Consider the following 14,061-nt stretch of genomic DNA (forward strand, 5'->3'; position numbering starts at 1 on the left):
GGATTTATAAGGAGTAACACATGCCATTTAACGAGCAAGAGCGCAGTGTGCTTTTAGCACTCAAAGGTGTGGGGCCAACGGTAATAAAACGGTTTGAAGAAATTGGTATTGAATCGTTTGAGAAGTTAGCCGGGTTTGATGCAAATACCATTGCTGAGCGAGTCGCGTCGATGCTACATTCAAATTGCTGGAAGAATAGTCCGCAGGCAAAAGCGGCAATCACTGCCGCGATTGCGCGAGCAAAACAAGGCTAAAGCTCAATGACTTCTATTGCACCGCGCTTTTGCATGGTGACATACACTTTGTTTTGCGTTTCGTTGAAAGCCAAATTCGTTGGATGCTGGCCTTTTAATTGGTAGCTATTTAAGAGCTTGCCCGTAGGCGATACTTCAAGCACTTTCCCTGCGCCGTAGCGAGTAATAAACACATGCCCTTGATTATTAACGCGCATGCCATCTAAGCCATGATCAGCAAACTTAATCAAAGCTTTTTTATTACTAATGTTTAAGTTCTCATCTAAGTCATATTGCCAAACAACTCGCTGCACACTCTCGTTCACATAAAGCTTGGTGTTGTCGTGATTAACCGCTACCCCATTGGTGGTTCCCATGTTTTTTTCGAGTAAATGGGTGCTGCCATCTGCATTTATACGCCACAGCTGACCCGTTTCTTCCGCCCAGTTAGGGTCACTTGCAAACAGCGCCCCGTTTTTAGTGATAGCAATGTCATTGGGTTGATTCATTTTACTATTATGGGCAAACACTTCTGCTTTATTGCTGCCAGCAGGGACTTTTAAAATATTATGGTTAACATAGTCCGCAATAAACAAATTACCTTGTGAGTCAAACTGGAGGCCATTACCAACGCTGTCATTCGGCAACCGCACAAATAAAGATGTTTTGCCCATATTATCAACGCGGCCAATGGTTCCTTGCTGGGCATAGTTCACCGCGTATAAGGCACCGTTATACATGGTTGGCCCTTCAACGCCTTGCGTAAAAACGTTATCTTTAACAAAGTCTTGGCTATCAACTGCAAAGCTTAACGGTGAGCTTAAAAGTAGTGTTATTGCCAGTGGCTTTAGTCGTTTCATAGGACTTCCTTTTACTCATTTAAACTCGTGTATACCGCTAAAATCGGGTATTCGTTTTCGCCAAAAGATAAGGTCAAAGAACGCTTTTCGCCATCATCTAACTTAATACCTTCGTCAAAACTTTGAGGATGTACACGACGCCCATCGGCAAACAGCGCCATAATATGGTCAGCCTGAAGAATTCGCGATCCCGATGCTTTGTTTTCAACCGTCACAACCGCTAAACGGCGACCACTTTCACTGCTCATTAATACACTATGGACAATGCTAAATTGACTTTGCTTAGGGTAGCGCTTGGCATCATTCTCAAATGAAAAAGCACTGCCAGAGAGCATAACCGGATCCACCGATAGTACATCAGTGTTGGCTTGCAAAGAGGTTGCAAAAACCGCTGCACATAATAGTAAAATACGCTTCATATCAATCCTTTTGATAAGCTTAAACTAGATTCAGCATACACCGTTCCTATAACCAGTTCAAAACCGTGAATAACCCTATAATGAGCGTGTTACTCAGCAATTACAATTTTAGTATTGATTTTTAATGTTATGCCCGCAAAACGTTAAAGGCATATCTTAATTTACTGCTGGCAAAAGGAGCTTAGTATGTCTGATATTCAGAATCGTCAATATATTCTTGAGACACGTCCAAAAGGCGTAGCGAATGATAAAAATGTTGTATTAAAAACAAACTCAGTACCTGCGCCAAAAGATGGTGAGGTATTACTTAGAACAATTTATCTATCACTTGATCCCTACATGCGAGGACGAATGAGCGATGCTGAATCATACGCTGATCCTGTAAAGATTGGTGATGTGATGGTAGGCGCAACCGTATGCCAGGTTGAGCAGTCGAACCACCCTGATTATCAAAAGGGCGAATGGGTATTGGCATACACAGGCTGGCAAGAATACGCAATAAGCGACACTGAAGGCTTAATGAAACTGGGGAAAAACCCTGAAAACCCTTCGTATGCACTTGGTATTATGGGTATGCCTGGTTTTACCGCTTACATGGGGCTTTTAGATATTGGTGAGCCAAAACAGGGCGAAACAGTAGTGGTTGCTGCAGCTACAGGGCCTGTCGGTGCAACTGTAGGGCAAATAGCTAAATTAAAAGGCTGTAAGGTCGTTGGCGTAGCTGGCGGTAAAGAAAAATGTCAACATGCTGTTGAAAACCTAGGCTTTGATGCTTGTATTGATCACAAAGCAAATGATTTTGCAGAGCAGTTAAGCGCAGCGTGTAATAATGGTATTGATGTTTATTACGAAAATGTCGGTGGCCATGTATTTGATGCCGTGTTACCCCTGTTGAATACAAAAGCACGGGTGCCATTGTGTGGGCTAGTGTCGCAATATAATGCGACCGAATTACCCCCAGGTCCAGACCGTTTATCGATGCTTATGGGTCAAATCCTTACCAAACGAATTAAAATGCAAGGCTTTATAATTTTTGATGATTACGCTCACCGTTATGATGAATTCGCAAAAGACATGCAAGCGTGGCTAAGCGAGGGAACAGTCAAATATAAAGAACACCTTGAAGCTGATTTTGAAAATACCCTAAACGCCTTTAATGCAATGTTAAATGGTGAAAACTTCGGTAAAACGGTCGTGCAAGTTCAGCAACCAATTTAAAATTTTTAGGCGCAGTAAACAGTGTTGCGTCACTATTCAGGATAACAAATGATTAAATTACACCATTTAAATAAATCACGCTCTAAACGAATTATTTGGTTACTCGAAGAGCTAGACGTAGATTACGACATTATTGCCTATCAACGTAACAAAGAAACATTTTTAGCACCCGATGAATTAAAACAAATTCATCCTCTGGGCAAAGCGCCCGTTCTTGAAGATAACGGCAAAGTAATTACTGAGTCTGGCGCAATTACTGACTACTTAATTAGTAATTACGGCAAAAGCAAGTATATGCCGAGCCAGCAAAGCGACAGCTATGTTGACTATCAGCAATGGCTTCATTTTGCAGAAAGCTCAGCAATGGTCCCTTTTTTATTAAAATTATTTATTACAAAAGATGGCTGTAAAACCAACTTTATTGGTGATTATGCTGACCATGAAATTGGCAAGATACTGAGTTATGTAAACCAGCAATTAAAAGGTAAGCAGTACTTAGTAAATGAGGCATTGACCGGTGCTGATTTCATGATGTCTTTTGTTGTAGAAAAAGCTGATGAGGCAGGTCTGCTTGCGCACTTCCCTGAAATTAAACGTTATTTAGAGCAGTTAAAAACTCACGAAAGTTATCACACAGCAAACGAGTTAGAAGCGAAATACGACTGACCTGATGTGCAGTGACAGTGTGTACACTGTCACTGTTTCCCTGTTCAATAAAATAAAGCTCCAAAGCTACTAATCAAGCCACAGACACTAGATTGCGGCCTGACTTTTTAGCTTGATACATGGCTTGGTCGGCCCTCTCGATTGCCGTTTCGATATCATCATCAGCATTTATTAGCGCAACGCCAAATGAGCCTGTTACATTAATGTGTTGATCATTACCGATTTCGATTTTTAAACCCGAAACCCCTGCTCTTAATCGCTCAGAAAATGATTTGGCACCTTCTAGCTCTGTTTGGGGTAAGCAGACTAAAAATTCTTCGCCGCCATAGCGATATAGTTGATCGTACTCTCTTAGATGAGATTTAATGCATTTAACCAGGGCGATTAATACCTTATCACCCGCAGCATGACCAAACTCATCGTTCACTTGCTTAAAGTGATCAAGGTCGATCATTACCAGCGCGCAGCTCAGCGATTTACGCTTGCACAGCTCATGCTCTTTTTGCAGGTTTTCTACTAAGTTTGTTCGGTTCAATGCCCCCGTCAAAGGATCTCTTGTGTGAAGCAGCTCAGAGAATTCATCGATAAGAGTTTCAAAAAATTCATGCAAGCTATCTAAATCAGCATGAAACTGGTCCAATAAATTAGCCGGAATAACAGACTTAGACTCTTTTAACGATAACAGGACTTTGGCACCTTGATGCATCTTTTGATGCGCACAAGCGATTTCAGAAAAGTAAGGGTGAAGATTTATGGTCTGCTCGGGTAGCTTATTAAACCATTGCCCAAAACGACAAAGGTTATGAGCATTATCTGCTAAGTCTTGTTCATCTGCAGGTATGTCTGCAATTAAGCACCTTAATAAATTTCTATACCATGACTGGTGCCACTTAATGGCTTGCTCGATTTCTGCAATAACCTCTTCAAGCTGTGTATTCGACAGTGAACTAATGCCGTGTCCGGTATTTTGATGCATAGCCAATGAAAAGACTTCCGCTTTATTATTTTATTTCCTAAAACAGTACCTAAGGTCTGTTACAAACACAACTTAAAGCGTTGTTAAGCGATAGTTTATTCAACTAAGCGGTAACCTACGGCGGGCTCGGTTAAGATATGTTTAGGACTCGCCGCATTTTGTTCAAGCTTTTGTCTTAACTGACCAATATGTACACGCACATATTCAGGGCGATTAATATACTGCTCGCCCCACACCTCAGATAATATGGCGTTATGCGTTAACACCTTATCTTTTTGCTGAAATAACAACAGCAAAATAGCGTACTCTTTTTTAGTTAGTTTGACTTCTTCAGCACCTTTACGCACCACATGTTTATGCGGGTCTATGTGAATATCGCCACATTGCAACGTTAGGCTTGGTGTTGTTTGTGTGCGAAGTAGCACCCGAATACGTGCTAGTAATTCGTTTGCGCTGAATGGTTTAGTTAGGTAATCGTTAGCGCCGTTATCAAGGGCGGTGACTTTTTCTGTTTCGCCGTCGCGCGCAGAAAGTACCAGAACAGGGAGTAAACTCCACTGCCTAAACTCCACCAGCCAATCTTGCCCATCCATATCGAGCAAACCTAAATCAAGCAGCACTAAATCAAACTGCTGCTGGCTTAAAAGTGCAAACGCATCAAGCCCTTTCGCGCACACACTGACTTCATGGTTACTTGCTTTGAGCAGTGTTTTTAAAAAACTTTGCAGAGGCGGTGAGTCCTCTAAAACCAAAATATTAGCCACGGCTGTTACTCCAAATTAATATAGCTGTTGCCTGCTTTGTCTGCTCATTGAGGGTTAATTCAAAGCGCCCCTGATGACATTTAGCAACCACATCGCAAATAACACTCCCTAGGCCAACGCCTTCATCTTGACTCGTCTCGTGCTTATTAGCAAAAGGGTTAGTTAACACAATTTGGTATTCATCCAGTGTTTCAATAAATTGCATGTTCGCCGAACCATCTCCATAACGAGCTGCGTTTTCGAGCATATTGGCAAAGGCAATTTCAAGTAAGGTTTCATCGCCAAAACAGATGCTTTGTTGCTGAGCTTCGATATGCAGTTTAAAGTTTTGTAGTTGTTGCTGACGGCGTGATTTAGCTTCGCTAATTAAGGTCAAAATGGGTAGTTTTTGCCATTTAATATTCTCAGCTAACTTATTCACTTTACTGAGCTCCATGACCTTATCAAAGTGCTGGTTAAGAATTTTACTTTGCTCATAAATATTAGCAGCTTGCTCTTTGATAACCTCAGAGCTTAGTTGAATATCATCATCAGCCAACATGCTTGATGCGCCCATAATAGTCGCTAATGGTGTTCGTAAGTCATGGGATAAACTGCGCAACAAGGTGTTTTTTGACCTTTCTAACTCCGCCTGTACTTTAATCGCCGCTGATTGCTCGCGTAGTAAGGTTTTTTCTTGAACCTGATACAGTAAAGAGCACGCTGTATTCGCCAAAGCAAGTTGCTCGGCATTAAGCGCTTTAGCAAACGCGATGCCGCCAAATTCAGCTTGTTGTTCATTTAAATAAATAAACTGCTTAGAGGCTGCTAGCTGCCAATCACACGCAACCTTTAAATGCGCGGCCATGGTTGTTAAAAACAGCTGCTTTTGCTCCTCAAGGCTATCGAGATCATTAAGCTTTTTTGCTAACTCATACAATAAGCGACTATTACTAGCATGGGCTTGCACATCGCGAACCTTGGTATTGAGCTCCCCGGCTAAGTGGCTTATCACTAAACCCACAATCAACATCACCAAAAAAGTGACCACATATTCAATATTTTCGATATGAAAAGTAAAGTAAGGCACCACATAAAACCAGTCCGTGCAGGCAACACTTACTAAGGTGGTAAGCGCTGCAACACGACGATTACTGCGCACCGCAACCCAGGTCACCCACAGCAGCTGTAGCATCACAATATCGGTGGTTGTAAACAGTTCTCGAAATGGAAATATCGCGAGCACTACCACAAGTGGCATCAACACACTTAAAAATGCGGCTTTTAAATACTGTATTTTGAATACTGACTGCATCATCTTTTCACTTATCGTTTGTCCCTATTAGATTAAAGGGTTTTCAATTTTGTCACTATAAAGTTTTTATAAAGTTTTTTTATCTCAGCATAAAATCTTTATAAAGCTTTCAAGCTCTCTAAAGACTTCTCCCCCTATTTCAATAGCATGCTGATTTAAGAGCCGTTCATTAAATCAGTAGACATATGATCAATTGGAAAATCACATTTCGATTACTCGCTTTCCCTATTTTGTGGATGAGTATCGTGCAATTGCTATTTGCAGTTTTATCTGCATTTTTATTTAAAGATAATGTATCAGTGTCATTCCTATTGCCTGCGTCAATAATGCTTTTTACAGCAAGTGTCTTACTGTTAAAAACCCAGCATGTTGATTCATCACTGGCCAACTTTAGGGATGCACTAATTTACGCAACAGCCACGTGGGTGATTGCAGGCTTTCTAGGTTCAATTCCAATCATTTTAGTCACCAAAGTGAGCTTTACAGATGGCATGTTTGAAGCAATAAGCGCATTAACCACCACCGGAGCCACAATACTGTCGGGCTTAGATTATTTGCCTCGTACGTTTTTGTTATACCGCCAGTTCTTGCAATGGATGGGAGGGCTCGGTATTGTGATTTTCGTGGTGGCTATTTTACCCATGCTAAATATAGGTGGCATGAAGCTCTTAAAGGCCGAAACACCTGGGCCAATTAAAGATGAAAAGCTATCGCCTCGTATTGCAAACACGGCACATTACCTTTGGAGTGTATACTTAAGCATAACCGTGTTGTGTACTGTCTCTTACTATTTTGCCGGCATGACTTTTTACGATGCACTGGCTCATGCACTGACAACCGTTTCAACGGGAGGATTCTCGACCCACGATGCAAGTATGTGGTTTTACAAAAGTCATTTAATTTTATGGATTGCCAACTTATTTATGATTGCAGGTGCTATTAATTTTGCACTGCACTTTAGAGTCGTCCACAAACGAGCGCTCGGTAGTTACTATGCTGATGAAGAAACGCGTTATTTTATATACATCATAACAACCCTTTCAGTATTGTCGGGCGTTATTTTATACATGCACGATACCTACTCCTCTATTTTTGAGTCATTGAGTTTTTCAACTTTTCATATAGTGTCGTTTATAACCAGTACCGGATTTGGTGCAGCAAGCTTTACTGAATGGCCCGAAGCTGTCGGATTTTTACTTATTATCACTGGCTATTTAGGGGGATGCGCAGGCTCAACGGCTGGTGGAAATAAAATCATCAGAAATATTCTAGTGGTTAAAATGCTCAACAATAACTTTAAACAGCTTCTTCATCCCCGCGCTATATTCACCATTAAATATCAAGGCAGCCCTGTAAAAGATGATGTACTTCATGCTGTTATGGCATTTATGACTTTTGCTGCAGGTTCAAGCATGCTGTTTACATTATTACTAATGTTTACTGGGCTGGATTTTTGGAGTGCGTTTTCAGCAGTCGCTGCATGCCTAAATGTGCTCGGACCGGGGTTTGGTGAAGTAGGCGCTAACTTTGCACCAGTTTCAGACGCAGCAACTTGGACATTAACCAGCGCAATGCTTGTCGGTCGCTTGGAATATTTTACTGTTTTTGCTCTTTTTACGCGTACTTTTTGGAAGCAATAATAATAAGACCCTAAATACTCTGCCCTAAAAATTAATAAGCGGTAAGTTACAGTAGTCTCTGCTGCGCAAAGAAAGGATTCAATTACACCTACAAATACACTGACAGAGTTATTCAAGGCAGTTTAGTCAAAAATGTTTACCGAAGCTACAGAGCTTGAGTTTAAAATGTAAAGCCTTACTACAACTGCTGTAGTAAGGCTTTAATGTCACTGTATCGTTGTTGCTCGCAAAGGCCAAAACCTGAAAGCTGCCTGACTTTATTGCGAGTAAATAAAGGCACGCTCATGCCCGCTAAAAAGCGGCACTGAGTATCGATGCTGACATCACTAATCCCTTTAGCAGCTAAGTGCTGTTTAAGCTCAGCAACTTTGCTGGCAATCACATTTTGCTCAGGCATTTGATGCACTAATGAGTAACTAAGTTTTACCTGCTGGCCTCTACACACTGAACAATGGCCACATTGCTGGGGTGCATTTTGGTCATCAAAATAGCGGGCTAAGTTATAACTTAAGCAGCTATCTAGCTCAAAAAAGCGAACTAAAGTGGCAATACGTTTAATTTCAGCCTGCTCTTTTTCGATAAAATATTGGTGCAGTTGCTGTGCTAAATCAGCGTGATTTATTACCGAGTTATTCACCTCATACACTTGCGTAATACGTTTGGTTTCAAGGGCTATGAGGCCCTTTTCAGCCAAATAATCGAGCGCTGCAACTACGCGCTTTCTATCTACTTGAGTAGCACTGGTTAATGCATCAAAATTAAGTGTGCCCCAAATTTTCTTAAACTCAGTGTGTTTGAATACCTGTTGTAAAAATGCTTGTCGATCAGCATCAAACTGGCTAAGAAGCTCATTTTGATCCGTTAAAAACTTATATTTAAAATCGGCATAATAGGCATATAAAGGCGTAATAGCCCCTTGCATCTCTAACTGCACCAGTAAGGTTTTTAACGCTAAAGCACGAATATTACTTTCGCTCGATAAGCTGTACTCTTGCATTTCCCACTGGTTGTTCGTTTGCTCGTTGCGAATGTTATTAATGACATAGTCAATCCCACTTTGCTCGGGAGTGTCGGCATAAACGAAGTTCTCAACGGTATTTAAGCCATCAAGGTTTGCTAGAGTAAAACAGTTTGACGGCGCACCATCTCGCCCTGCACGGCCAATCTCTTGGCTATAGTTTTCAATCGATTTTGGCAAATCATAGTGGATCACAAAACGAATATCAGACTTATCAACGCCCATCCCAAAAGCAATGGTTGCCACGACAATATTGATTTTACCCGCCATAAAATCGTCTTGAATTTGCCAGCGTTTATCATCCTCAAGGCCTGCATGATAAGCCACCGCATTAAAGCCCGCTCTTGCCAAGCCTTCTGCTACTTGCTCAGCGGTATGTTGTAAGGTGACATAAACAATCCCAGCACCTTGTTGGCTGGCTATAATACTGGCTAATTGCTGAGGTTTTTCTTGGCTTGCAACACTGAGCACTGATAAGTCGAGGTTGCTTCGGTAAAAGCCAGTTTGCACCACACATTCTGGGGCAATAGCAAAACGCTCACACATATCGCGCTTTACTTTTTTAGTCGCTGTAGCAGTGAGAAGTAATACCAGTGGAATATTAAGCTCTTCACGATAGCGCGGCAGTTTTAGGTAATCAGGCCTAAAGTTGTGACCCCATTCAGATATACAGTGCGCTTCATCAACCACCAGCATCGAAATAGGCACTTGTTTAATAAATTCACGAAAGCGCTCATTCTTAAAACGCTCAACTGAGACCATTAAAATTTTCACCTTTCCTGCTCGTACATCACTCATTACCGTATGACTTTGCTCACTGGTTTGGCTTGAATCAAGGCTTGCCGCGTAAATACCTTTGCTATTTAAAAAGCTGATCTGGTCTTTCATCAGCGCCAATAATGGCGAAACCACTAAGGTCAAATTAGGTAGGTGCATTGCAGTTAATTGATAGCACAAGGATTTACCCGAGCCAGTTGGAAAAATTGCCAACGACGATTGCTGATTTAATAACTGCTCAATGGTTTGTTGCTGACCTTGGCGAAACTCATTAAAGCCAAAGTATTGATTCAACGAAGTGTGTAGTGGTGTAGTCATCCTGATCCCTCACTGTCATTTCCCTTTTCAGGTAATGATAGGTCTCTTACTGCGAATTAGCCATGTTAACCTGTTTAACTCAATCTCCCAAGGCCGTTGATATAACTAAGCGCACTATATTGTTCTTAACAGGTACTGACAAAATCAGTAAAAAGGCGCACAATGGGCGCGTTGCCATGGGGTATTGATGGATGGACTTACAATACCTAAGCGCTTTTTCTCAGGAGTGTTTAGGTATTATACTTTTGAGGGCAACGTAATGATTAACCAACCTCCTAAAATCGTGATAGTCGGTGGTGGCGCTGGTGGCTTAGAACTAGCAACACAATTAGGACACAAACTCGGGAAAAAACGCCAAGCAGAGATACTTTTAATCGATAAAAACCGCAGCCATATTTGGAAGCCGTTACTTCATGAAGTAGCGACGGGGTCGATTGATGCCGATTTAGACGGCGTTGTATACTCAGCTCATGCAGCAAAACACCATTATAATTTTCAACTCGGCAGCTTTTGCCACTTAGATCAAACCAACAAAACCATCACTTTAAGTGAGTTAAAAGACGAGCTTGGCCACCGTATTTTACCTGAGCGCCAAGTCAGTTATGACTACCTCGTACTTGCCATTGGCAGTGTTAGTAACGACTTTAATACCCCAGGTGTTAACAAGCACTGTTTTTACCTTGATTCAAACCAGCAAGCTGAGCGCTTTCAGCATGCTCTACTCGATAACTTCACCCGCTTACATCAAGATGATGACCCACAGCACTCCTTAACCATTGCCATAGTGGGGGGTGGTGCAACTGGGGTCGAGCTGTCAGCAGAGCTTTATCATGTATCAGACATGCTAAAAATGTATGGCCTGAATAAAATGACCGCTAAACGCTTACATATTGATTTAATTGAAGCAGGGCCGCGAATTTTACCCGCGTTACCAGAGCGCATTGCAAACTCAGCTAAGCGTGAACTGGTTAAATTAGGGGTAACAGTGCGCGAAGGAACGCAAGTAAAAGAGGCCACAGAAAACAGCTTTATCACCAAAAACGATGAACATATCAAAGCCGACATTATGGTTTGGGCTGCGGGTGTAAAAGCACCTGATTTCATTAAAGACATTGGTATCTTTGAACTTACCCGCAATAACCAAATTAAGGTGAACCAATATCTGCAAAGTAGCGTTAACGACGACATTTTTGTGATTGGTGATTGCTGTGCATTTACTCAAGAAGATGGCACACAAGTGCCACCCAGAGCGCAATCGGCCCATCAAATGGCGCAATGTGTTGAAAAAAACCTTATAGCTACACTCAAAGACCAGCCACTCAGTGCTTTTACCTACAGTGATCATGGCTCTTTAGTTAACTTGTCACGCTACAGCACGGTAGGCAGTTTAATGGGCAACCTAACCAGCAATAGCTTTTTTATAGAGGGTAAAATAGCGCGATTTATGTATATTTCGCTATATCGTATGCATCAACGTGCCATTCATGGCAGTGCAAAAACCTTTGCACTGTGGATCAGCGAAAAAGTACTACGCGTTGTTAGGCCAAAAATGAAACTGCATTAAGCTACGGCATAAAGCCGACAAATTAGTTGTTTGTCGGCTACTTGTGCACTTCGTCCCCAAGTCATTGACATTAAACTATAAAGACATACACTTCAGGCAAGATAAATCCATGGATTGAATATGAAAAAAGGTATTTCGCTAACCGTTTTTGCAGGGTTTTGTGCCTTTGGTGCCTACCTGATATTAGATAACCCCACTCCCATTGAAGCGATAAGCAATGAAGTCTCAACATCTACTGCTACTGTCGCTGAACAAAATAACGCTACGAGTTTATTTGAACCATTAAGCCAGCCAAATAGTAAAGCATTGGAGCTGGCTAAACTCAAGCTAGCCAAACGCCAGTGTAAGCAACAAAGTTTAAAAGCCACTCAAGCTGCAGCTGATCACAGTCAAATAGAGGCAGCGATTAAACAAGCATTAAAAGACGGCGACTCTCTTGAAGATATTTTAAGTTATTCGGAACTTGTGAAAATATCTTACCGTTCATTTAATAACTTAGTTATTAACGCCATCAAAGAGAATGCAGAACAGCAATTTCAATATGCCTCATCAGTTAACATATTAAAAAGCTGGCAAGGGCTTGAGGTCATTGATTATTTTGATGCAGATACAATCAATCAACTAACGGCAATTAATGGACCCCTTAGCCAAAATACAGGTTCAATGATGTTTAATGTTCCATTACCTGAGCAAGTAAACAAAACAGCATTGTACAAACTATTAGATAACAACGATGATTTTAATACCTATTTAAAAACACCATTTAAAATCGGTCCATCACGGCTCATTTCACCCTCTATTTTGTTTCTTGCTAATGCTAATACGCTTAGTTTGACTGAGTTTGAAAACGCAATATCCAGCAAAGAGTTTACTGTTAACGATATCGCTGTGGCTTTAAAAAGCAACTTACCTAATGATTATTTAACAGCACTGATCTCTCAAACAGCACAGCTAAACGGCTCGCCTACAGCAATGAGTGATGACTTTATGGATGAACAACTGTATTTAAACCTTGCTGATGTGGCTGTGAGTGAATTTAACGTACCAATTTTAAAGTTGTTAAGTGAACGAGGTATTGAGCCCACTAATCAGCCAAATGTATTTACAGCGATGGATATAGCCATTGTAAACCTTAAGGGCAGCTCAAATAGCGAAGTACAGCCACTAGAGAGCAAACACTTAGAAACACTAAGTTATCTAAAAAATAAAGGTTATCGAGCTCACGGTGAGCTTGTGCGCGACACACCGAACGATAGGCTACTGATGCTTAAATCTTCATTCTTACCGAGTAGCCTTTTATTTGTTGGCGACCAAGTTGCTAATGATGCTTTTTCTCAGTTCAAAGATTTAAAGCTAATCCCAAATAACCAAGCATTTAAACGTAAAGAAAAAGATAACTCTGTAATATCAAAAGCTCTCAGTGCCTATGAGAGACAAAAACAGCAAGCCAAAAAAATAACTCCTGAGTGTGAAACGATAGATCAGCGGATCAATTCACTAGAAGCGATAAAAACACGCTCTCAAGCACTCGAAGAATTAGAAACGCTCGAAGCTCAACAAGGCTTACTAACTCCCAATACGCTTCAAGAAATCGACCCAGTGCAGGTTCATAATTGGCAATTCTTGCACTTAAATGATTATAAATATCAAACCTCAACGCAGTATCAAGCCTTTAAAGAAGCAATTGTCGAAAAAGACCTTAATACTGTTGCAACGATTACCCAAACAGCAAAACTCAGTACCCACCAGACAAATATGTTGCTTGCAGCAACAATAGAAAACCCTCAACAACTGACGTCTATTTGGCAAAACAGAGTCGACCCAACCGCACCTGAAAATCTTTATGTATTTACTAAGTTAGCGTTAGAACAATGGCAAACATTAGCTGACAACGGCTTTGATTTTTCATTAAAAGACATGCAAAACAACGATATGTACTTTTATGCAAGCATGCATTCAAATGCAGCAGTTGAGTTTTTAATGAGCCTTGCAGTTACGCATGATTTTTCTAAGCCTGGGCTTGATATTCTCGACCAAGCACTGGAGCAAAGCTATAACACACAAACCCTCGCAGACTATATGCCAAGCGCATTAAAACTTGTTGAGCAATATGAGCCTAACCACTTTCGTCGTGCCCAGCGTCTAAAAGTTTTTGTCCCTAATGTTTATGAAGAGCTTATTAAACTTGAGCCAAAACTTGCACCCAAAGATGGCACTGTAATGAATAATTATCAGTACAGCGCTTATTAAGCTCCTTAGCTATTTGAGCCGTAAATTAACCTATCTGTTTACGGCTCAGCCGCGTATAATGCCC

Annotated in this window: 12 protein-coding genes; 6 read left to right on the forward strand and 6 right to left on the reverse strand. The window is 41.2% G+C overall.

Annotation, left to right across the window (positions count from 1 at the left end):
- Positions 1 to 20 precede the first annotated feature (20 nt).
- The gene (locus tag L1D51_RS09065; protein ID WP_054563262.1) at positions 21 to 254 is read left to right on the forward strand and encodes a helix-hairpin-helix domain-containing protein; all 234 of its coding nucleotides are present in this window, start codon (positions 21 to 23) and stop codon (positions 252 to 254) included.
- Here L1D51_RS09065 and L1D51_RS09070 read toward each other — a convergent pair.
- Together L1D51_RS09070 and L1D51_RS09075 are read right to left on the reverse strand one after the other, a co-directional pair.
- Positions 251 to 1,093 (reverse strand): SMP-30/gluconolactonase/LRE family protein, encoded by an 843-nt coding sequence (locus L1D51_RS09070; RefSeq protein ID WP_239963485.1) that lies wholly within the window; start codon positions 1,091 to 1,093, stop codon positions 251 to 253. The genes L1D51_RS09065 and L1D51_RS09070 overlap by 4 nt on opposite strands.
- Before the next feature lie 11 nt (positions 1,094 to 1,104).
- Positions 1,105 to 1,512 (reverse strand): hypothetical protein, encoded by a 408-nt coding sequence (locus tag L1D51_RS09075; RefSeq protein WP_239963486.1) that lies wholly within the window; start codon positions 1,510 to 1,512, stop codon positions 1,105 to 1,107.
- A gap of 186 nt (positions 1,513 to 1,698) precedes the next feature.
- On the opposite strand from L1D51_RS09075, the gene L1D51_RS09080 reads away from it, so the two are divergent.
- Entirely contained in the window at positions 1,699 to 2,730 is a 1,032-nt protein-coding gene (locus tag L1D51_RS09080) for an NADP-dependent oxidoreductase (protein WP_239963487.1), read from the forward strand.
- A gap of 48 nt (positions 2,731 to 2,778) precedes the next feature.
- Positions 2,779 to 3,396, forward strand: coding sequence for a glutathione S-transferase family protein (locus L1D51_RS09085; RefSeq protein WP_055199070.1), 618 nt, complete (start codon positions 2,779 to 2,781; stop codon positions 3,394 to 3,396).
- Between the two features lie 73 nt (positions 3,397 to 3,469).
- Here the strand turns inward: L1D51_RS09085 and L1D51_RS09090 are convergent, their stop codons facing one another.
- The 3 genes from L1D51_RS09090 to L1D51_RS09100 all read right to left on the reverse strand — a co-directional run bounded on the left by L1D51_RS09090 (position 3,470) and on the right by L1D51_RS09100 (position 6,433).
- On the reverse strand, positions 3,470 to 4,372 hold the full coding sequence (locus L1D51_RS09090) for a diguanylate cyclase (protein WP_239963500.1): 903 nt from the start codon (positions 4,370 to 4,372) through the stop codon (positions 3,470 to 3,472).
- A gap of 95 nt (positions 4,373 to 4,467) precedes the next feature.
- Complete coding sequence (locus L1D51_RS09095) at positions 4,468 to 5,136, reverse strand: response regulator (protein ID WP_054563258.1); 669 nt, start codon at positions 5,134 to 5,136, stop codon at positions 4,468 to 4,470.
- On the reverse strand, positions 5,129 to 6,433 hold the full coding sequence (locus tag L1D51_RS09100) for a DUF4118 domain-containing protein (RefSeq protein WP_054563257.1): 1,305 nt from the start codon (positions 6,431 to 6,433) through the stop codon (positions 5,129 to 5,131). The genes L1D51_RS09095 and L1D51_RS09100 overlap by 8 nt, the downstream gene beginning before the upstream one ends.
- 182 nt (positions 6,434 to 6,615) lie before the next feature.
- Between L1D51_RS09100 and L1D51_RS09105 the strand changes: the two genes are divergently transcribed.
- Positions 6,616 to 8,070, forward strand: a complete 1,455-nt coding sequence (locus L1D51_RS09105; protein WP_239963488.1) for a TrkH family potassium uptake protein — start codon at positions 6,616 to 6,618, stop codon at positions 8,068 to 8,070.
- 178 nt (positions 8,071 to 8,248) lie between these two features.
- On the opposite strand, the gene L1D51_RS09110 is transcribed toward L1D51_RS09105, so the two are convergent.
- Positions 8,249 to 10,183, reverse strand: coding sequence for a RecQ family ATP-dependent DNA helicase (locus L1D51_RS09110; RefSeq protein WP_239963489.1), 1,935 nt, complete (start codon positions 10,181 to 10,183; stop codon positions 8,249 to 8,251).
- A gap of 259 nt (positions 10,184 to 10,442) precedes the next feature.
- On the opposite strand from L1D51_RS09110, the gene L1D51_RS09115 reads away from it, so the two are divergent.
- Positions 10,443 to 11,747 carry an NAD(P)/FAD-dependent oxidoreductase gene (locus L1D51_RS09115; protein WP_054563253.1) on the forward strand — a complete coding sequence of 435 codons (1,305 nt, stop codon included), beginning with the start codon at positions 10,443 to 10,445 and terminating at the stop codon, positions 11,745 to 11,747.
- Between the two features lie 120 nt (positions 11,748 to 11,867).
- Positions 11,868 to 13,997: a hypothetical protein gene (locus L1D51_RS09120; protein ID WP_239963490.1), complete on the forward strand. Its 2,130-nt coding sequence runs from the start codon at positions 11,868 to 11,870 to the stop codon at positions 13,995 to 13,997.
- Positions 13,998 to 14,061: the final 64 nt, after the last annotated feature.

This window comes from Pseudoalteromonas shioyasakiensis (assembly GCF_022398475.1).
In the GTDB taxonomy this organism is placed as follows: Bacteria; Pseudomonadota; Gammaproteobacteria; order Enterobacterales; family Alteromonadaceae; genus Pseudoalteromonas.